Raw genomic sequence first — 20,240 nt, 5'->3', positions numbered from 1 at the left:
ATCGCAAGGACGCTCATGGGGAAACGGCTTTGATGGCTGCGTTTGCGCCAGAAGGCGTCGAGGAATCGGGGGCACGCCCGCTGCTGTCGATTGCCGGCCTGTCGAAATCCTTCGGCGGCACGCAGGCGGTGCGCGATGTCTCGTTCGACCTGCGCGCCGGCGAGGTCCTGGCGCTGCTCGGGCAGAACGGCGCCGGCAAGTCGACCGTCATCAAGATCCTGGCCGGCGTGCACCTGCCCGATGCCGGCGCGATCCGGCTGGCCGGGGCGCTCCACGATCCGCGATCGGAGCCCGGCGGCATCGCCTTCATCCATCAGGATCTCGGCCTGCTCGACTGGATGACGGTCGCAGAGAACATCGCCATGGCGCAGGGCTATCCGCGGCGGCTGGGGCTGGTGGACTGGCGCGCGGTCGAGGAGCAGGCGCGCGCCTCGCTGGCCGGGATCGCCGACGGGATCGACCCGCGGCAGCGGGTCGGCGATCTGTCGCGCACGGAGAAGTCGCTGGTCGCCATCGCCCGCGCGGTCGGGATCAGGGCGCGCGTCCTCGTGCTCGACGAGCCGACGGCGAGCCTGCCGCAGGGGGATGTCGAGACCCTGTTCAGCGTGCTGAGGAAGCTGCGCTCGCGCGGGGTCGGGATGATCTACGTGTCCCATCGCCTCGACGAGGTCTTCGCCGTCTGTGACCGCCTCGTCGTGATGCGCGACGGCCGGGTGGTCGATCAGAGGCCGGTCTGCGACGCGCAGCCCGACAGCCTGATCGAGACCATCGTCGGGCGCCGGCCGGACAGCGTCTTCGTCCGCTCCGAGCCGCCGCCGCCCCAGCCGATGCTGGTCTGCGAGGATCTGCGCTGCGGCGGCTCGCCGCCGCTGAGCTTCTCGGTCGGCCGCAGCGAGATCGTCGCCCTGGTGGGCCTGCGCGGGGCGGGGCAGGAGCTGGTCGGCCGCGGATTGGCCGGCGCCGCCGCCATGAGCGGAAGGGTCACCCTGGAGGGGCGGCCCGTCGCGGCGCGGTCGCCCCAGGACGCGATGCGCTGCGGCCTCGGCTTCGTCGGCGGAGACCGGCTGGCCGAAAGCGTCGCCGCTCCGCTGACCGTCCGCGAGAATCTGTTCATCAACCCGGCCGCGCTCGGGCGCGGCGGGCTCGACCTGCGGACGCCGGCGGCCGAGCGCCTGGAGGCCGTCGCCCTCGGCGACCAGGTGCGGCTGCATCCCAACGATCCCGACATGCCGATCGAGATGCTGTCGGGCGGCAATCAGCAGAAGGTGGTGGTGGCGCGCTGGATGCGCATCGGGCCGAACCTGCTCATCCTCGAGGACCCGACGGCGGGGGTGGATGTCGGGGCCAAGGCCGAGATCTACCGCCTGCTGCACGAGGCGCTCGGCCGGGGCCAGGCGATCCTGCTGGTCTCGACCGATTTCGAGGAGGTCGCGGCGATCTGCCATCGCGCGCTCGTGTTCCGGGACGGCGCCATCGTCGCGGAGCTCGCCATGGCCGAGCTCACGGTCGCGGTGCTGACGCGGGCCGCCGCCATGGGCGCAGCGCACAGGCATCACTGAGGGCACCCACCAACGGAGCGTATATGGCCAGCATCAAGTCCGCAGCGCTCGAACCGACCGAGCTCGACCTCGAAGGTCTCGGCCCGGGCCAGCGCGTCCTGCGCCTTCTTCCCGTCTACGGCCTGCCGATCCTGATGGTCGCGCTGATCGCGCTGTTCTCGATTCTGCTGCCCGAGACCTTTCCGACCCTGCTGAACCTGCGCTCGATCCTGGCCGACAAGTCCATCATCGCCATCCTCTCGCTCGCCGCCATGGTGCCGATGATGGCCGGCCGCATCGATCTCACCGTCGGCTACGGTATCGTGCTCTGGCACATTCTCGCCATCGCCCTGCAGACGCAGTTCGGCCTCGACTGGCGCGTCACCATCGTGATCGTGCTCCTGCTCGGCTGCCTGCTCGGCCTGATCAACGGCCTGCTGGTCGAGATGGCGCAGATCGACAGCTTCATCGCCACGCTCGGCACCGGCACGGTGCTCTACGCCACCGCGCTCTGGTACACGGGCGGCCGCCAGGTCATCGGCATGATCCCGCGCGATTTCACCGCGCTCTACACCTCGCAACTGTTCGGCCTGCCCATCGCCGCCTTCTACGTCCTGGCGATCAGCCTGATCCTGTGGATCGCGACGGAATATCTCCCGGTCGGCCGCTATCTCTACGCCATCGGCGGCAACCAGCGCGCCGCCGCGCTGAACGGCATCCCGACCCGGCGCTATGTCATCGGCGCCTTCGTCGTCTCGGGCCTGCTCGGCGCCGTCGCGGGCGTGATCCTGGCCGCCCGGCTGCGTATCGGCCAGGCGAGCGTCGGCCTCGAATTCCTGTTGCCGGCGCTGGTCGGCGCCTTCCTCGGCTCGACCACGATCCGGCCCGGCCGGGTCAATGTCTGGGGCACGGTCGTCGGGGTCGGCATCCTGGCGGTCGGCATCTCGGGCATCCAGCAGTTCGGCGGCCAGTTCTATGTCGAGCCGCTGTTCAACGGCGTGACGCTGCTCGTTGCGATCGGCATCGCCGGCTACACGCAGCGCCGGCGCCGCCTGCGGCCTCCGGCCCCGCCGAGGCCGACCGGCGCCGAAGGCGCCTGAACATCCTCCGCGCCGGCGCTCGATCGCCGTCGCGGCCGGCCACAACCAAGGGAGGAAAGAAATGGGCACACGCATTTGGCAATTGCTGCTCGTGATCGCGCCGAGCCTGCTGCTCGCCCCGGCCGCGCGCGCCGACGCGGTTTCGGACGCCAGGGCCTTCGCGGCCAAGATGTCGGCGCCGGCGGCGCCCTGGGCCGGCCCGACGACGGGCCCCAAGGCGCTGCCTGGCAAGACGATCGTCTACATCTCCACGGACCAGAACAATGGCGGCGCCCGCGGCGTCGGCGAAAGCGTCAAGGAGGCGGCCGACGCGATCGGCTGGAAATACCGCCTGCTCGACGGCCAGGGCTCGGTCTCCGGCCGCACCAGCGCGATGAGCCAGGCGATCGCGACCAAGCCCGACGTGATCGTGCTCGGCGCCATCGACGCCACCGAGCAGTCGAGCGCGCTGGAGGATGCGGCCAAGCAGGGCATCGTTCTGATCGGCTGGCATGCGGTGGCGCATTCGGGCCCCGCGCCCAAGCTCTCGCTGTTCACCAACATCACCACCGACCCGCTCGAGGTCGCCCGCGCCGCGGCCTCGCTGCCCTGCGCCGAGACGAACGGCAAGGCCGGCGTCGTGATCTTCACCGACAGCACCTATGAGATCGCGGTCCGGAAGGCGCGCGCCATGGAGGCGCTGATCAAGGAGTGCGGCGACAGCAAGGTGCTCGAATTCGTCGACACCCCCCTGGCCGAATCCTCGACCCGCATGCCGCAACTGACGACCTCGCTCCTCCAGAAATACGGCAAGAGCTGGACGCATTCGCTCAGCATCAACGACCTGACCTTCGACTTCATGGCGCCGTCCCTCGCCGCCGCCGGCATTCCCGGCGACGGGGCGCCGCTCGCCGTTTCGGCCGGGGACGGCAGCGGCGCCGCCTTCCAGCGCATCCGGCAGAAGGAATACCAGCAGGCGACCGTGGCCGAGCCGCTGCGGCTGCATGGCTGGCAGATCGTCGACGAGGCGAACCGCGCCTTGAGCAAGCAGAAGGACAGCGGCTTCGTCGCCCCCGCCCATCTCTTCACGGCCGCGAATATCGGCTCGGACGGGGGGCCGAAGGACAATTACGACCCCGACAACAATTACGCCGCCATCTACAAGAAGATCTGGGCCGGCCAGTAGCAGCGCTCGCCCGGGCCGGCGGCGTGCCGGCCCGGGCGATGCTTCCCCTCCACGCTCCAAAACCTGGATCGACCATGTCACAGGACCTGCCGAAGCCGGATTATGCCCGCAACCTCAAGCTGATCGGCCATTCCGACCAGGGCGGCCGCCCCGACGGCGTCCAGCTCATGGTCAACAAGGGCCATGCCATCACGGGCCACATGTTCTCGAAGGGGTTCAGCGTCGTCGACGTCCGCGATCCGCGGCGGCCCAGGGCGGTGAACTACATCCCGGCGCCGCCGAACACCTGGAACATCCATCTCCAGACCTTCGGCGACCTCCTGCTGGTCATCAACGCGAAGGACATGTTCGCCTCGGCCGAGTTCCAGGACGAGAAGAACTATTATTCGGGGGCGCTCGGCGAGAAGGTCGGCACCGCCGCGAGCAGCCCGGCGGTCCGGAACTGGACGGCCGGCATGGCGGTCTACGACATCGCCGACCCGGCTCACCCCCGGCAGATCGGCTTCCTGCCGGTCGCGGGCGGGGGAATCCACCGCATCTGGTACACGGGCGGGCGCTGGGCCTATGTCTCGGCGCTGCTCGACGGCTTCACCGACTACATCTTCATGACCGTCGACCTGGCCGATCCGACCAGGCCGCGCGAGGGCGGCCGGGTCTGGCTGCCGGGCATGAACGCGGCCGCCGGCGAAACCCCGAGCTGGCCGGCGCATCGCCGCTTCGGCCTGCATCACGCCACGGTCAGCGGGACGACGGCCTATGGCGCCTGGCGCGATGCCGGCCTCGTCGTCATCGACGTGGCGGACCCGGCCGCTCCGGCCCTGAAGCTCCACCACAACTGGTCGCCGCCCTTCAACGGCGGCACCCATAACTGCCTGCATCTGCCGGCCCGCGACCTGCTCGTCGTCGCCGACGAAGCCGTGCTCGACGATTATGAGGACGGCTTCAAGCCGATCTGGCTGTTCGATGTCCGCGATCCGATGAAGCCCATCAGCATCTCGACCTGCCCGGAGCCGGACGATGCCGACTACCGCCGCAAGGGCGGCCATTTCGGCCCCCACAACATCTACGAGAACCGCCCCGACGGCTTCGTCAGCGACCGGCGCATTTTCGCGACGCAGCAGAACGCCGGGATCCGGGTCTACGACATCGCCAACCCGTTCCGGCCCGAGGAGATCGCCGCCTTCGTTCCGCCGCAGCCGCCGCGGCTGATGGACCATCGCCCCAACCGCCCCAGGGTCATCCAGTCCTGCGACGTCTATGTCGACAGGGAGGGGCTGGTCTACGCCAACGACTACAATGGCGGGCTCTCCATCCTCGAACTGACGGTGTGAGCGGCGGCTGCCGCGGAACTGGGGGGCGCCCCGCCGCAAGGCCCGGAGCATCGGCCCCGAAAACGGGAATGCGGGTCTCGAAAAGCCGAGGCGGAAGCAGGGCGTCAGCCTGCGGCGGCCTCGCTCTTCCGCTTCCTGCGCAGAGCCTGGAGAAGCGCGGTCCCCCTTCAGGGCCAGGAGCAGGAGGAAGGTCAGGGTCATGACGATGCAGGCCGCCGCCGCGATGGCGGGGCTGATGTTCGCGCGCAGCGAGGAGCGCGGCAGGCGCCGGCGGCGAGGCGAGCCCGCCGCCGAGCAAGGGCGGGGTGCTTCCTGTGGGGCCGACCGGTCGGGCACGGGCATCTTCCCGCCCGTCCACGGAACGCGACCCGCGGATCCCGTCCTCTCGCGGATTTCGGCTTGGGCGCGCGCCTTGGCTCAGTCGCGCAGCAAGGCCATCGCCGCGTCGACGCCGCCTCGCTGGTGCGGGACGTCCGCCGCCGCGAGCCCCATCTCGACCCCGGCCAGCGCGCCGATCAGGCTCAGTTCGTTGCATTCGCCGAGATGGCCGATCCGGAAGACCTTTCCCGCGACCTTGCCCAACCCCGAACCGAGCGAAATGTTGAAGCGCTCGAGGGCGATCCGGCGGAAGCGGTCCGCATCGTGCCCTTCCGGCATCATCACGGCCGTCAGCACCGGCGATTGCTCCGCCGGGACTTCGCACAGCACCTCCAGCCCCCAGGCCTGAACGGCAGCGCGGCAGGCATCGGCGAGGCGCCGATGGCGCGCGAACACGTTGGCGAGCCCTTCTTCCTGCAGCATCGCCAGCGCTTCCCTGAGCCCGTAGAGCAGGTTCGTCGCCGGCGTGTAGGGGAAGAAGCCGCCGGCGTTGAGCTTGATCATCTCCTGCCAGTCCCAGTAGGAGCGCGCCATCCTGCTGGAGCTGGCCGCAGCCAGCGCCTTTTGCGAAACCGCGTTGAAGCTCAGTCCCGGCGGGAGCATCAGCCCCTTCTGCGAGCCGGAGACCGTGACGTCGACCTGCCATTCGTCGTGCCGGTAGTCGACGGAAGCGAGCGACGAGATCGTGTCGACCATGAAGAGGGCGGGGTGTCCGGCGGCGTCGATCGCCCTGCGGATCTCGGCGATCCGGCTGGTCGCTCCCGTCGAGGTTTCGTTGTGAACCACCATCACCGCCTTGATGCGGTGCGCCTTGTCGTCCGCGAGATGCGCCTCGATCGCGTCCGGATCGGCACCGCGGCGCCAGTCGCCGGGGATGAAGGCGACTTCGATCCCGAAGCGCGCCGCGATCGCCTTCCAGAGCGTCGCGAAATGCCCGGTCTCGGCCATCAGCACGGTGTCGCCGGGGGACAGCGTATTGACGATCGCCGCTTCCCAGGCGCCGGTCCCGGAAGAGGGATAGATCACGACCGGCTGGGTCGTCCCGAACACGGTCTTGCAACCCTCCAGGACGGTTCGGCCGAGTTCCGCGAACGCCGCGCTGCGATGGTCGATGATCGGCATCGCGATCGCTCTCAGGATCCGGTCCGGAATCGGGCTCGGTCCCGGGATGTTCAGAAAGTGCCGCCCCTGCATGGCCTCGCCTCCGGTCAATGGGCCGCGCCGCGGCGGCCGTGTTTGGCTTCGTGGTTCGTCGTGTCCCGCCGCCTGCGGCCTCAGGCCAGCAACTGCTCGCGCGACAACCCTCTCCGGGCGAGGGCGGGCAGGATGTCGTTGTCCTGCGCGAGGTCCCGGCCGTAGAGGGCGGAGAAGATGGCGAGGCCCGCCTGATGCAGCGGCATCGGCACTCCGGCGAGGCGCCCCAGCTCGGCCAGCGGCAGAAGCCCGAAGGGCACGTCCTCCAGCGTGTAGCGCGTCTCGATGGTGGCGGGGCCGAGCGTGACCGGCTGCGTCCCGGCGAGCATCCGCGAGGTCTCGCCCAGCGGCGCGTCCGGCACGCCATAGGTCAGCGAATAGTGCTCGCGCATCGTTCTCACCTGCACGCCGAAGGCCGCGGCCAGGGCCAGCCGCTCCGCATCGATCGCTTCCAGCAGGCGCCCGACCGCCATCGTCATGTTCTCGCTCTGGCCCCAGGCTTCTCCCTTCTCCATGCGGGTGAAGTTGGCGAGCGCCAGCGCCATATGGCTTTGCGGATTGACGTTGCTGAGGGAGACGGCGAGGAGACCGTCGACGGCGCGGAAGCGGTCGCCGAACAGGCTGCGGCAGAGCGCGAGCCCTTCGTCGGCCAGGCGGCGGGGCAGGGTGGCGATATCGACCTTGCTGCGGATCGTGGCGATCCTGACCGTGTGGGGGCCGGTGCGGCGGGAGCGGAGAATCGTGGTGCTCAGCGCCACGACGGGCGCTTCGACGCCGCGGTCCGCGAGCAGCCGCGACAGGTAGAAGGCGCCCAGCGAGGCATGCGAGGAGATGATGACGGGCTGCCCCGCCCGGAGCAGCGGCGCCATGGCGTCCATGACGTGCTTGTGCCCGTTCGCCGGCAGGGCGACCAGCACCGCGTCGGCGCCTGCGAGCGCGGATTCGCAGCTCTTCGCCACGTCCGGCCGGAATTCTCCCTCGATCTTTCCTTCGCTGACGAGTGCGGCTCCCGCGGCGAGCGCCTCCGTGCTCCTGCCGCTCGGCGACCAGAGCACGGCGTCGTGCCCGCGTTCGGCGAGAAAGGCGGCTGCGGCGAAGGCGGCAGCGCCGGCTCCCATGATGGCGACGCGCATCGGGCGATCCTCAATTGAAGAAGCGGCTGGGGCGGAATGCGGAGAGTTCGTCGCGGCTGCGCCCATGCACGAGTTCGTCGGCGACGGCTTCGCCCAGGAAGGCTCCCAGCGTCACGCCGCTATGCGTCACCACCGCATAGTAGTTCGACAGGCCCGGAACGGGGCCGACGGCCGAGTAGCTGTCCTGCGGAATGGGGCGCGTCGCGATGCGGACGGCCTCGACGGGGACGTTCTTCAGCGCCGGAACGGTCCTGGCGGCCCGCCGCATCAGCTCCTGCGCCAGCGGATGGCCGGGCAGGGCGCCTTGGTCGTCGGCGAGCAGGCGGTCGAGCTCGTTCGAGCGCAGCAGGAAACGGCCGCCGCCATCGGGGCGCATATTGATCAGCGGGGTGCGAAGCGCGCTTCTGAGAGGGGCGCCGGCGGGTGGCGTATAGGCGACGATGCCGAGCGTCGGCGCCAGCGGGATGCGGTATTCGGGCGCCGGGACGATGTCGTTGAGCCACCGGCCTGCGCAATTCACCACGACGTCGGCCTCGATCGTGCGGCCGTCCTCCAGCACGACGCCGCCGCAGCGGTTCCCGGCCAGCATCAGCCGGGCCGCGCGAGCCTCGAGGAGGCTGGCGCCGTGACGCTCCCGGGCCGCGCCGATCAGGGCGCCGGAATAAGGGACGGGGTCGAGCCAGCCGTCGCGGGGGTAGTGAATGACGGGCGCGCTGCCGATCGCCTCGGGATTGATCTCCGGCTCGAGCCGGCGCACGTCGTCCAGCCCGAGGACCTCCGCCGGATAGCCCCAGGCGACGAGCTGCTCCAGCTTCGCCATCGGATCGCTGCCGTCGCGGCCGCCGGCCTCCGCTTCCGCGTCCTGCCATTGCAGCACGCCGGGCCGGTGATACCAATTCGCGCCGGGGAATTCGGCCAGAATCGCCTCATGCGCCTGGCGCCCGGCGAAATTGAGCCGGAAATAGGCCTCGGATGTCAGCTTCTCGCAGGCGTTGACCCAGGCATAGGTCACGCTCGACGTGCCGCCGCCGGGCCGCCGCTCCTCGACGACGGTCACATCCGCTCCGGCCTGCGCGAGGCGATAGGCCACCGACGAGCCGACGACGCCGGCCCCCACAACAATTGCTTTCATTGTCCAGTCCTCGAGAGGTCGGGGTCGATCGGCGGGGCGTTCAGCCCTTGCCGACCAGGATGCGGTCGAGCCCGTAGATGCGGTCCACGACGGCCATGAGCAGGAAGGTGAGAAGGATGACGACGGTCGAGACCGAGGCGACCAGCGGGTCGATCGACTCCTCGATGTAGTGGTACATGCGTACCGGCAGCGTCATCGAGGACGGGGTCGCGACGAACACGGTCATCGTCACCTCGTCGAAGCTCTGGATGAAGGAGATGACCCACCCGCCAGCGACGCCGGGAATCATCAGCGGAAGGAGCACCCGGCGGAACACGGTCCATCGTGAGGCTCCGAGCGAGATCGCCGCGCGTTCGATGGCCGGATCGCTCGTCGTCAGGGCCGCCAGGACGAGGCGCAGCCCATAGGGAAAGATCACCAGCACATGAGCTCCGAGAAGCCCGGCGAAGGTTCCCGTCGTCCCGATCTGCGTGAAGAAGCGCAGGAAGGCGACGCCGAGCACGACATGCGGGATGATTAGCGGCGACAGGAAGAGCGCGACCAGGCCTTCCCGCCCGGGAAAGCGATGGCGCGCCAGGGCGAGCGCCGCCGGCACGGCCAGCAGCATCGCCAGCGTGGCCGAGAGGAAGCCCAGCAGGATGCTGAACCAGAAGGCGTCGATGAACTGGCTATGGTCGAGAATGGCCCGGAACCAGCGCAGCGAGAGCGCCGAGGTCGGCAGGGACAGCAGGTTCGCGGGCGTCAGCGACATCCACATGACCACCACCAGCGGCGCCAGCATGAAGGCGACGAACAGGGTGTGGAAGGCGATCGCGAAGGCTCCGTTGCGGCTCATTGCGCGAACCTCGCATAGCGCCGCTCGACGATGCGGTTATAGGTCAGCATGATCGCGGCGTTGACGGCGAGCAGGACGATGGCGATCGCGGCTCCGAGCGGCCAGTTCAGCGTCCCGAGGAATTCGTCGTAGGTCGCCGTGGCGACGACCTTGAGCTGCCGCCCGCCGATGATCGCCGGGGTTGCGAAGGCGCTGGCCGCCAGGGCGAAGACGATCAGCGACCCCGACAGGATGCCCGGGACGACCTGCGGCAGCACGATGCGCCGAAAGACCGTGAATTCGCTGGCGCCGAGCGAGCTCGCCGCCCGGATCACCTTGGGGTCGAGGCGCTGCAGCGCGGCCCAGACCGAGATTACCATGAACGGCACCGCCACATGCACCAGCGCGATGACGACGCCCTGAACGGTATAGAGCATCGGTATCGGGCTCGAGGCGAGGCCGAGGGCCGCGAGGACCTGGTTGATCACGCCGTTCCGGCCGAAGAGCAGGGCCCATCCCAGCGTGCGCACGACGACCGAGATGAGCAGCGGGCTCAAGGTCACGATCAGGAAGATCGAGCGCCAGGGAGCGCGCATGCGCGACAGGAAATAGGCTTCCGGGGCGCCGATCAGGATGCAGATCGCCGTCGTCGCCAGCGCGATGCCGACCGTGCGCAGGAAGATGGCGTGATAATAGGGGTCCCCCAGCGTATCGGCGTAGTTGCCGAATGTCAGGCCGCCCGTCCGGCCCGTGTTCAGGTCGAAGGCCTGGAAGCTCAGGCCGGCGATCATCACGAGGGGAGTGACCAGCAGCGCGGCGAAGAACAGCAGCGCCGGCAGGCTCAGGAGATAGGGCGCGCTCCGGCGCCTGGCGCTAGCCATGGGCGGCCTCCGGGACGATGGCTGCATCTTCCGCGGCCCAGGCGATCGACACCGCATCGCCTTCCCCGAAGCGCGGGACGCCGCGATGCGGCTCCGACACGAGCACGGCGCCGACCTGGGTGTCGACCGAGAACAGCCAGCAATTGCCCTGGAAGACGCGCGATTGCAGGAGGCCCTCGACCGTGCCCGTGCCGGGAGCGCCGAGCCGGACCTTCTCGGGGCGCAGCGCGATCGAGACGGCGTCCCCCGCCGCCAGCGAATGGCGAAGCCGCCCGCCGACCTCCGTCGCCAGGCCGTCGATGCGCAGGCGCGCGAGCGCCCCGTCGACGGCCGCGACCTTGGCCGGGATCTGGGAGGATCGCCCGACGAAGGCGGCGGCGAAGCGGCTGGCTGGCGCGTCGTAGAGCGTCAGCGGGTCGGCGAGCTGGACGATGCGGCCGGCATCCATCACGGCGATCTTGTCGCAGGTCGCGAGGGCCTCGGCCTGGTCGTGCGTGACCATGATCGTCGTCGTGCCGACGCGCCGCTGGATGGCGCGGATCTCGATCTGCATCTCCTCGCGCAGCTTGGCGTCGAGATTGGACAGCGGCTCGTCGAGCAGGAGGAGGGCGGGCTCGATGGCGAGGGCCCGCGCCAGCGCGACCCGCTGTTGCTGCCCGCCGGAAAGCTGGCGCGGATAGCGCTCGCTCATGGCCGACAAATGCACCAGGTCGAGCGCCTGGCGGACCTTCCCCTCCCGCTCGGCGCGGCCGATCCCGCGCATCTCCAGCCCGAAGGAGACGTTTTCCGCCACGGTCATGTGCGGAAAGAGGGCGTAGCTCTGGAACACGATGCCCATTCCGCGCCGGTTCGCCGGCACGCCCGCCAGGTCCCGGCCGTCCAGAAGGACGCGCCCGCTGCTGGGCTCCTCGAACCCCGCCACGATGTTCAGGGTCGTGGTCTTGCCGCAGCCGGAAGGCCCGAGAAGTCCGACGAATTCTCCCGGTTCGATCGCCAGGTCGATGCCGGCGAGCGCCGTGAAGGCAGCGAAACGCTTCGTGAGCGCCTCGAGCGCGATCTTAGCCATTGTCTGGAAAGTCCGTTCTGGAATGCCCCGGCCGGGCGAAGCCGGCCGGGCCGGGAAGGATCAGCGTTCCACTTCGCGATTCCAGCGCTGCGTCCAGGCCGCGCGGTGCTGGTTGACCACCGGCCAGTCGATCTTTGCGAGCTTGCCGACGGCCTCGTCGCCGACGGCAAGCCCCTCCTTCTCCTCCGCGCTGAGCTCGGTCTTCCGGTTGACCGGCCCGTAGCCCGCCTTGGCGAAGACCTTCTGGATGGCGGGCGAGAGCATGTGCTGGATGAATTTCTGCGATTGCGCGGGGACGTCGCTGTCGACGACCGGGCACATCGTCACCATCAGGGCGGCGGCGCCTTCCTTCGGCTCCACCGCCTCGAGCGGCAGGCCTTCCTTCCTGAGGGCGACGGCGCGCGAGCGGGCGATGACCGTCATGGCGATCTCGCCGCTTTGCAGGAGTTCCTCCAGTTTCGGGGCGGAGGGGGCGAAGGTCACGATGTTCGGGCGGATCTCCTCCTTGAAGGCCTTGAAGCCCGGGTCGATATTCGCCTCGCCGCCGCCCTTGGCGCGGGCGACCATGATCAGGCCGTGGAGGCCGGTCGTGCTGGCGGCGCCGAGCAGCGCGACTTGGCCCTTATAGGCGCTGTTGCCGAGATCCGCCCAGGATGCCGGGGCCGGAAGACCCTTCTCCTTGAAGATCTTGGTGTTGTAGACCGGCGCGGTGACGCCGATGCCGAAGGCGATCGCTTGCTCCGACAATTTCGCGATCGGATAGATGTCGTCGAGGACGGGCGCCTTCTGGATCGGCGCGCAGAAGCCGAACTGCACGGCCTGGTACATCGGGCCGTCATCGACGATCGCGATGTCGATTTCCTGCTTGCTGCGCTGCGCCTGCAATTTCGCCAGCGTCGCGGTCGACTGGCCGGCGACGTACTCGATCCTGACGTTGTTGGCCTTCTCGAACGGCGGAATCACGGATTCGCGCATGAGCCGCTCGAAGGAACCGCCATAACCCGCGACATACATGGTATCCTGCGCGCGGGCGCCGGACGATACCGCCGCCATGGCCAGCAGCGCCGCCCCGATTGCCGTCGGACGGATTCTGCGACGTGGAGAACTCATAGCTTCGACCCCTCGGTTCTTATCCTGGTTGACCGCAGGGTTTCGACGAGAGGGTTATATGTCAATTGACGAAATCTGGATCGCTCGATCCGGATTTGATATGAGTAGGTTCGACCGCCTCGTGGCGGCGGCCTGCCGCCCGCGCCCGACAGCACCGGCAGTCTGGATCCTCCGGCTTCGAGGCGCCTTGATGTGACGCAGATCAGCCACAAGCATTGGGAGGCCTTCAACGCCGTCTTGCATGTCGGCAGCTTTACCCAGGCCGCGCGCCTGCTGCGAACGTCGCAGCCTTCGATATCGAGGCTCCTGAAGGAGCTTCAGGAACGCCTCGGATTCGCGCTGTTCACCCGCGCCGACGGGCGGAGCTGGCCGACGGCCGAGGCGCTTGCCCTCCATGACGAGGTCGAGCGCAGCTTCGTCGGGCTCGAGCGCATCGCCGAGCGGGCCGCGCAGATCAGGGAGCGGCGCGTGGAGCAGCTCCGGATCGTCAGCATGCCGGCGCTGGCCCATCAGTTTCTGCCGGCCGCGCTGGCGCGTTTCCTGGCGGCCCGGCAGGGGGTGGCGGCCGCCTTGCAGGTGCAGCGCTCCGAAACCATCGCGTCCTGGGTCTCGACGCGCCAGTTCGATATCGGCTTCGCCATGCTGCCGATGGAAAAGCCGGGCGTGGACATCGAGCTTTTCGACCCGGCCATCGGGGTCTGCGTGATGCAGCCGGACCATCCGCTGGCCGGGCGCGAGGTCGTCACGCCGCGGGATCTGCACGGGCTGCCCTTCGTCGGCAAGGGACGCGACAGCTTCGTGCATTTGCCGCTGCAGCAGGCGCTGGACGACGCGGGCGCCGTACCGGACATCCGTGTCGATACGCCCATCGCCGCCATAGCCTGCGAATTGGTGGCGAATGGAGTGGGCGTTACGGTCACGGACCGCTTCACGGCCGGCGCCTTTGCCGCCAGGGGATTGGTCTGGCGCCGTTTCCAGCCCGACGTACCTTACAATTTCGGCGTGCTCTTCCCCTCGCACAGTCCACGGACCGAGCTCGTGAACGAGTTCATGCGCTTCCTGCGCAGCGATTGCCTCGCTCCCTGACGCATCCCGATCCTGCTGGGAAGCGTGCGGCCATCCCCGTCGCCCGGTCTCGGGCGCTGCGTTCAGCGCGGCCGCGAGAAGGCCTGCGTCAGTTGGTCGATCGCACCCTGCAGCGACTGGGCGCCGCCGCCGGAGAGATACCAGGCGGGCGCGTCCAGATAGACGACCTGCTTCGTCTTCCAGGCCGTCGTCTGCCCGACGAGCTCGTTGTCGAGCAGGGTCGCCGCTGCCTGGCCTTCCTTCTGCCGCCCGATGGCGGCGTCGCGATCGAGCACGAAGAGCCAGTCCGGGTTCGCCTTCCGGATGAGCTCGTAGGAGATCGGCTGGCCATGGACGCCGGGCTTGATGTTTGTCATGGCCGGGGCGACGCCGAAGACGTCGTGGATCATGCCGAAGCGGGAGCCCGGACCATAGGCGCTGATCCGGCCGCCGGTGACGAGCAGGAAAAGGCCCTTGCCGGCCTGCATCGCCTTCTGGCGCAATGCGGCGACGGAAGCCTGGATGCGCGCGACCAGCGCCGCCGCCTCCCTGTCCTTGCCGAAGAGCTGGCCCAGCGTCGCGATGTTGACCAGGTCGCTGGCATAGGGCTGGGCGGCGTCGCCGGTCAGGTCGAGCGTCGGCGCGATCCGGGAGAGTTCGGCATATTTCGCGCGCGAGCGGCCGCCGACGATGATGAGGTCCGGGCCAAGCGCGCTCAGCGCCTCGTAATCGGGCTCGAAGAGCGAGCCGATCCGCGCATAGCGCTTGTCGGCATAGCCGGCGAGATAGGACGGCATGGTGAAATCCGGCACGCCGGCGACGGGAACGCCGAGCGCATCCAGCGTGTCGAGCGCCGTCAGGTCGAAGGTCGCGACCCTGGCGGGAATGCCGGGCAGGGACAGTTCGCCGCGATCATGCTTCACCGTGACCGGCGCGGCATGAGCCCGGCCGCCGGCCGCGGGGATGGCGAGCAGGGCAGCGCCGGCGATCTGGCGCAGGAACTGGCGGCGGTCACATGGCATGGTTCGGACTCCTGGAGCGATGCGCCAGCGATGATCTAGCGTCTGCCGAACAGCGCCAGCAGGCCGTCGGCCAGCGCCCCGCGCCAGACGAGATAGTCGTGGCCGCCGGCATAGTCGCGATAGGTCACCTCATAGTCGCGTGCAACGAGCACGTCGCGCAGATGTCGTGAGGTTTCGAGGATGCCGTCGCCATGAGAGGGGCTGCCGCCCTCGAAGAGGCCGGCGCTCAGGAAGAAGCGCACCGGCAGGCGCGGCGAGCGGGCGAAGAGCGCGGCGACGTGGTTGGGGCTGGCCGGGTCGCTTCCGGGGGGATGCCACCAGAACGAGCCGGACAGGCTGATCGCATTGCCGAACCGCGCCGGGTGCCGGAAGGCGACCGTCGCAGCCGCGAGCCCGCCGAAGCTCGATCCGGCGAGGATGGTGCGCGCCGCATCGTGCTTCAGCCCCGTCTCCGCCAGGACCCGCGGCAGCAATTCCTCGGCCATGAAGTCGGCGAAGGCGGGATTGCCGGGCAATTCGCGCCCCCGCGCCTCGCGGTCGGCATTGGCGACGAAGACCGCCACGGTCGGCGGCAGGGCGCCCGCCGCGATCATCGCGTCGAGCATGCGCGGTGTCGGCACCTTCGACTGGTATTCCGGGCCGTCGAAGACGAAGAGCAGGAGATTGTCGGGGCGGCCCGCATCGAAGCCCGGCGGGCGATAGATCGTGATCTGCCGGCTGTTGCCGAGACGAGAGGAGGCGATGGAGCCGTCCGTCGCCGTCCCGGCAGGCGCCTGGGCCCGGTCGAGCCAGGGCTGCGCCGGCGCGGCCGGCAAGACGACGGTCGATTCCCGGTTGAAGCGGTCGGGCGCGTCGCCTGGCCAGGAATGCCGGTTGAGCGGGTCGGCCTGCGCCGTGGCGAGGATGGCGATGCGGCGCTCGCGGGCGGAGCCCGGCAGGTCCGGCACGTCGGGCGCGAGCTTGTAGGAGAGGCGCGTCTCCGCCGGCACGAGATAGCTGCGATACCAGACATCGCTTCCGGGCAGGCGCTGCATCTCGTCATGGTCGCCGCTCGGCGCGCCGAAAATGCGGACATTGCGCCTTGCCCCGCGATACAGGAAGGTGAGGATGGTCTTCCCGTCGGGGCCCGGCTCGACGAGAGGCGCGCCTGTCCGCTCGGCCTCCTGCCAGAACGCGTCGGCGGTGCCGCCGGCCGCGATCTCGGCGGATAATCTTGCGATCGCGGGGCTCAGCGGCGGCTGGGGCGTGAACCTCTGCTGCTCCCGCGCGAGGTGCTGGGACAGGCCGATCGTCACGCTGCCCGGGCTTGCGGCCGTCACCTGCAACACCTGTCCGGCCTTCTCGGCCACGAAGCGAAATTCGCTGCGGCCGCGCCCCGCCGTCACCAGCCGCCTGACCGGCCCGCCATCCGCATCCGCGAGATCGACGGTCACGGAACCGGCCGGGCCGCCATCGACGAAGCCGGCGAGATAGTCCCCGGCCCGGGCCTGCGGATCGAAGCGTTCCGGCGCCGCCTGCTTCAGCGCCACCGTCTGCGGCCGATTCGGGGCGAGCCTCGTCAGGGCGGCGGCCGGGCCGGCGACCGTGAGCATCGCGGCGACGAGCGCCGATGATCGGGACAGGCTCACCATGTGTATTTGAGCTGCGCGGTTACGACGCGTCCGGCGCCCCACCAGCAGGCATAGGCGCTGTTGCAGGAGGAGACATAGCGGCGGTCGGCGATATTGCTGGCATTGAGCTGCGCGCTGAGCCCCTTGAGCGTCGGATTGGTCTTGCCGAAATCATAGCTGATCATGGCGTCGAACAGCGCGACCTCCGGGACCTTGAAGGTATTGGTGTCGTTGCCCCAGCTCTCGCCGATATAGCGGACGCCGCCGCCGAGGCTGAGGCCGGCGAGCGCGCCGCCGCGGAAATCGTACTTGGCCCAGAGGGAGCCCTGATTGCGCGGAATGCGCGTCGGCATCTTGTGCAGGATCGTGCTGTCCAGCGAATCCGTCACCTCGGACTTGATGTGGCTGAAGCTGGCGAGCAGGGTCAGCCCCTCCAGCACCTCGGCCCGCGCCTCGAGCTCGAAGCCGCGATTCCGGATCTCGCCGATCTGCGTATAGGGGTCGGCGAAGGTCTTGCGCGTCAGGACGTTCTGCTGGGTCAGGTCGTAATAGGACGCCGTCACCTGATAGTTGGCGCCCTGCGGGGCGAATTTGAGCCCCGCCTCGAATTGCCGGGCCTCGGTCGGCTTGAACGGCGCCTGCCCGGCGGCCGGCGTCTGAAGGACGGGCTCGAAGGAGGTGCTGTAGCTGACATAGGGGGCCAGGCCGTTGTCGAAATTGTAGATCGCCCCCGCGCGCCAGGTCGTCGCGCTGCTGTCGACCGAGGTCTTGGCATTGCCGGCGAGGTGGTCCGTCACGCTGGTCTCGGCCCAGTCGCGGCGGAGGCCGAACAGCAGGTTCAGGCGGCCGATCTCGATCTGGTCCTGCACATAGACGCCGAGCTGGCGGGCGCGGGTCCGCGTATCCGTGCTGTAGACGACATTGGTGTCGCCGGGGTCGCCGTAGACGGGGTTGGTCCAGTCGATCGTGCTGGTTCCGCTGGCATAGCCCCACTGGTAGTCGCGCTTCGACCACTGGTAGTCGAAGCCGGTCAGAACCTTGTGCTTCAGCGGGCCGGTGAGGAAGTCGAGCTGCACCTGGTTGTCGATCACGAACTGGTTCAGCTTTTCCGGCCCGGCGCCGGCCTTGCGGGTGAACAGGTTCTGGTTCGCGCCCGATCCCATGCTCCATTCGACCATCGTGCGGAAGTCGGTGTCGATCACGCTGTAGCGCGCATTCTGCCGAACCGTCACGATATCGTTGAAGCGGTGCTCGAACTGGTAGCCGATCGAACTCTGCTCGCGCTTGTACCGGTCGAAATTCGGGTCGCCCATGAAGAAGCTGCGCGGCACATAGCCATAGGCGGAGCGGTAGCGGGTGCCGGCCGATTCGAGGAAGTTCCGGTAACCGGCATCCGGCTCGTTCTGGTAGAAGCCGAGCACGGTCAGCCGCGTCTGGTCGCTGGGGCGCCAGGTGAAGGACGGTGCGATGGCGAAGCGCTTCTGCTCGACATGGTCCTCCTGGCCGTCGACGCTCATGCCGAGACCGACCACCCGATAGGCGAAGTGCTCGCCGACCGGGCCGCCGATATCGAAGCCCGCCTCGGCGCGCGACCGGTTCCCCGTCCTGACGAAGACCTCGCGATGCGCCGCGAATTGCGGCATCTTGCTCACCAGATTGACGATGCCGCCGGGATTGGCCTGGCCGTAGAGCACCGAGGCCGGCCCCTTCAGCACCTCGACGCGTTCGAGCAGGTAGGGATCGACCTGCCCGAACGAATCCGAGCCGTAGCGCAGCCCGTCGAGATAGCGCGGCACATAGGCGAAACCGCGCACGAACATCTCGTCATGGAGGTTCGAGGAGCCGCGATATTCCGTCATCACGCCCGGCGTGTAGCGCAGCGCCTCGGCGACCGAGTTGACGGACTGGTCCTCCATCTGCTGGCGCGGCACCACGCTGACCGACTGCGGGGTCTTCTCGATCGGGGTGTCGGTCTTGCTGCCTGCGCGGCTGACCTGGGCGATATAGCCCTGGACGGGGCCGTTGCCGGTTTCGCCCTGGACAGTGATGCGATCGAGCTCGATGGCGGCGCCCTGCGCCTCCTGGGCCCGCGCATGCCCGGCCAGGAGGGCCATCAGGCTGGCTCCGGCCAGCAAGGCGAAGGAACGGGCCGCTGCCACGGAGGTCCGGCGGCCGGCCGTCACGGGCAGCCAATCAAAGGTCGGTAACAGTGTCATTCGGGTGCCCAGCCAGCAGGAAGCGCAACGCGCCAAGGTTGCAGCGCAAAATGTGATTGGGTCGTTTGCTTGTCAAAGCTTTACTTTTTGCCGATTTCAGCAAAAACTTATGCGTAAACGCTCCATGGCGGACGATTACCTTCTTTAGAATACTTAAATACTGGAACTGGAATTTTGATACAGGACGGTCATATCGAGAGCGTCACCCCTCTGGGGGTGGCCAGGGTCGCTGGCCTGCAAGGCTGGCCGAGCTGCAACCCGTCCTTCCGTACCGAGCAGATCACGCCTTATGTTCAGGTCTTCGTGCTGCTGCACGGCGCCCAGCATTTCCGCGTCGACGACAAGACCTTCCACTTCGATGCCGGCCATGGCGACCGCTGCCGGCCGGTCGCGGGCCTGTTCTGCGTGACGAGGCCGAGCGCGCTGACCTTCCTGACCGAGACCGACACGGCGATGCGCAAGGTGCGGGTTTCGGCGCCGATGAGCTGGATCACCTCGCTCGCCGGCGAGCAGGGGGCGCGGGTCCCCGAACTCGCGCGCTTCTTCTCGCAGCATCTCAGCCACCATGCCTTCGAGCCGCCGCCGCATCTCGTCCAGCTCGCCGAGCAGATCCTGAATCCGCCTCCCATGCTGCATGGCGAGCTGCTGACGCTGTATCGCCAGTCGCGGGGCCTCGAGATCATGAGCGATGTGTGCCGGGCCCTGATCGACAGCGAGGGCAAGGAATTGGCGCGCGGAACGGCGACGGCGATGCGCCAGAGCGTCAGCGCGCGCGACTACATCCTCGACAATCTGCGCGGCACCTTGAAGATCGAAGCCATCGCTTTCGAAGCCGGCACGAGTCCCAGCGCCCTGCAGCGCTGCTTCAAGGAGCATTATGGGGTGACCGTCGTCGAGTTCATTCGCCAGTCCCGGCTCGAGGCCGCCAAGGACGCGCTTGAACAGGGCGAGCTCACCATCGCCCAGGCCGCCCACCTCGCCGGATATGCCCATCATTCCAACTTCACGACGGCGTTCAAGCGCGCCTATGGCGTGACGCCCAAGATGCGGCGCCGCTAGATGCTCTGCCTCTTTGGTTCTGCAGCGGCTTTTCCCAAAAACCGCGTTCCGCTTTTAGGGCCGATGCGCGAGCGCGGCTTCCTCCGATGCCGCAACGCGAAACGGATAGGGCATGAACGCCGCCAGGGCCGCGTTCATCAGCCTGCCGAGCACGGCCTCGCGCCTCGCCGCATCCGGCTCGATCCGCGCCGCGCCGGCGACCCATCGCCCGAGCTGCCTGCGCCGTTCGCGGGACCAGGCCTTGTAGAGCCCGGCGAAGCGCGGCGACTGCTCGGGCCGCTCGGCCCCGTCGAAGACCAGGGCGAAGCGCTCGCCGCGCCGGAGCAGCGCATCGCATTCCGCGACGACGCGCTCGGCCTCCGCGTCGGGGATGCGGGCCGGCATGGTCCAGCGCACGACCGGCCAGGACGAGCTGTCGATCATCGC

Annotated in this window: 17 protein-coding genes; 6 read left to right on the top strand and 11 right to left on the bottom strand. The window is 68.7% G+C overall.

Annotated elements, in window-relative coordinates; all coding sequences use genetic code 11:
- Nucleotides 1-32 precede the first annotated feature (32 nt).
- The 4 genes from ACWH43_RS19145 to ACWH43_RS19130 all read left to right on the top strand — a co-directional run bounded on the left by ACWH43_RS19145 (nucleotide 33) and on the right by ACWH43_RS19130 (nucleotide 5,134).
- Complete coding sequence (locus ACWH43_RS19145; protein ID WP_158447989.1) at nucleotides 33-1,559, top strand: sugar ABC transporter ATP-binding protein; 1,527 nt, start codon at nucleotides 33-35, stop codon at nucleotides 1,557-1,559.
- Nucleotides 1,560-1,582: 23 nt separating this feature from the next.
- Nucleotides 1,583-2,638, top strand: coding sequence for an ABC transporter permease (locus ACWH43_RS19140; protein WP_158447990.1), 1,056 nt, complete (start codon nucleotides 1,583-1,585; stop codon nucleotides 2,636-2,638).
- Between the two features lie 61 nt (nucleotides 2,639-2,699).
- Nucleotides 2,700-3,803, top strand: coding sequence for a substrate-binding domain-containing protein (locus ACWH43_RS19135; protein ID WP_158447991.1), 1,104 nt, complete (start codon nucleotides 2,700-2,702; stop codon nucleotides 3,801-3,803).
- 74 nt (nucleotides 3,804-3,877) lie between these two features.
- Complete coding sequence (locus ACWH43_RS19130; protein ID WP_158447992.1) at nucleotides 3,878-5,134, top strand: LVIVD repeat-containing protein; 1,257 nt, start codon at nucleotides 3,878-3,880, stop codon at nucleotides 5,132-5,134.
- A 417-nt stretch (nucleotides 5,135-5,551) separates the two neighbouring features.
- On the opposite strand, the gene ACWH43_RS19125 is transcribed toward ACWH43_RS19130, so the two are convergent.
- The 7 genes from ACWH43_RS19125 to ACWH43_RS19095 form a co-directional block, all read right to left on the bottom strand.
- Nucleotides 5,552-6,706, bottom strand: a complete 1,155-nt coding sequence (locus ACWH43_RS19125; protein WP_158447993.1) for a pyridoxal-phosphate-dependent aminotransferase family protein — start codon at nucleotides 6,704-6,706, stop codon at nucleotides 5,552-5,554.
- 80 nt (nucleotides 6,707-6,786) lie between these two features.
- Nucleotides 6,787-7,839 carry an NAD/NADP-dependent octopine/nopaline dehydrogenase family protein gene (locus ACWH43_RS19120; RefSeq protein WP_158447994.1) on the bottom strand — a complete coding sequence of 351 codons (1,053 nt, stop codon included), beginning with the start codon at nucleotides 7,837-7,839 and terminating at the stop codon, nucleotides 6,787-6,789.
- Nucleotides 7,840-7,849: 10 nt separating this feature from the next.
- On the bottom strand, nucleotides 7,850-8,971 hold the full coding sequence (locus ACWH43_RS19115) for an NAD(P)/FAD-dependent oxidoreductase (RefSeq protein ID WP_158447995.1): 1,122 nt from the start codon (nucleotides 8,969-8,971) through the stop codon (nucleotides 7,850-7,852).
- Between the two features lie 40 nt (nucleotides 8,972-9,011).
- Nucleotides 9,012-9,806 (bottom strand): ABC transporter permease, encoded by a 795-nt coding sequence (locus tag ACWH43_RS19110; protein ID WP_158447087.1) that lies wholly within the window; start codon nucleotides 9,804-9,806, stop codon nucleotides 9,012-9,014.
- Entirely contained in the window at nucleotides 9,803-10,666 is an 864-nt protein-coding gene (locus tag ACWH43_RS19105; RefSeq protein ID WP_260349278.1) for an ABC transporter permease, read from the bottom strand. The genes ACWH43_RS19110 and ACWH43_RS19105 overlap by 4 nt, the downstream gene beginning before the upstream one ends.
- Nucleotides 10,659-11,732: an ABC transporter ATP-binding protein gene (locus tag ACWH43_RS19100; RefSeq protein WP_158447997.1), complete on the bottom strand. Its 1,074-nt coding sequence runs from the start codon at nucleotides 11,730-11,732 to the stop codon at nucleotides 10,659-10,661. The genes ACWH43_RS19105 and ACWH43_RS19100 overlap by 8 nt, the downstream gene beginning before the upstream one ends.
- A gap of 60 nt (nucleotides 11,733-11,792) precedes the next feature.
- Complete coding sequence (locus ACWH43_RS19095; RefSeq protein ID WP_260349277.1) at nucleotides 11,793-12,746, bottom strand: ABC transporter substrate-binding protein; 954 nt, start codon at nucleotides 12,744-12,746, stop codon at nucleotides 11,793-11,795.
- A 288-nt stretch (nucleotides 12,747-13,034) separates the two neighbouring features.
- On the opposite strand from ACWH43_RS19095, the gene ACWH43_RS19090 reads away from it, so the two are divergent.
- The gene (locus tag ACWH43_RS19090; RefSeq protein ID WP_158447999.1) at nucleotides 13,035-13,928 is read left to right on the top strand and encodes a LysR substrate-binding domain-containing protein; all 894 of its coding nucleotides are present in this window, start codon (nucleotides 13,035-13,037) and stop codon (nucleotides 13,926-13,928) included.
- 62 nt (nucleotides 13,929-13,990) lie between these two features.
- On the opposite strand, the gene ACWH43_RS19085 is transcribed toward ACWH43_RS19090, so the two are convergent.
- From ACWH43_RS19085 to ACWH43_RS19075, 3 genes are read right to left on the bottom strand one after another with little or no spacing between them, the layout of a single operon-like run.
- On the bottom strand, nucleotides 13,991-14,929 hold the full coding sequence (locus tag ACWH43_RS19085; protein ID WP_158448000.1) for a siderophore ABC transporter substrate-binding protein: 939 nt from the start codon (nucleotides 14,927-14,929) through the stop codon (nucleotides 13,991-13,993).
- A gap of 35 nt (nucleotides 14,930-14,964) precedes the next feature.
- The gene (gene fes / locus ACWH43_RS19080; RefSeq protein WP_158448001.1) at nucleotides 14,965-16,560 is read right to left on the bottom strand and encodes an enterochelin esterase; all 1,596 of its coding nucleotides are present in this window, start codon (nucleotides 16,558-16,560) and stop codon (nucleotides 14,965-14,967) included.
- Nucleotides 16,554-18,653, bottom strand: a complete 2,100-nt coding sequence (locus ACWH43_RS19075; RefSeq protein WP_260349276.1) for a TonB-dependent siderophore receptor — start codon at nucleotides 18,651-18,653, stop codon at nucleotides 16,554-16,556. Before ACWH43_RS19075 ends, fes begins: the two co-directional genes overlap by 7 nt.
- Before the next feature lie 276 nt (nucleotides 18,654-18,929).
- On the opposite strand from ACWH43_RS19075, the gene ACWH43_RS19070 reads away from it, so the two are divergent.
- Complete coding sequence (locus tag ACWH43_RS19070; protein ID WP_158448003.1) at nucleotides 18,930-19,814, top strand: helix-turn-helix transcriptional regulator; 885 nt, start codon at nucleotides 18,930-18,932, stop codon at nucleotides 19,812-19,814.
- Nucleotides 19,815-19,868: 54 nt separating this feature from the next.
- Here ACWH43_RS19070 and ACWH43_RS19065 read toward each other — a convergent pair whose 3' ends face one another.
- On the bottom strand, nucleotides 19,869-20,237 hold the full coding sequence (locus ACWH43_RS19065) for a hypothetical protein (protein ID WP_158448004.1): 369 nt from the start codon (nucleotides 20,235-20,237) through the stop codon (nucleotides 19,869-19,871).
- Nucleotides 20,238-20,240 lie beyond the last annotated feature (3 nt).

The sequence above is a fragment of the Allobosea minatitlanensis genome, from assembly GCF_964020775.1.
This window is presented reverse-complemented; position numbering and strand designations above follow the sequence as displayed.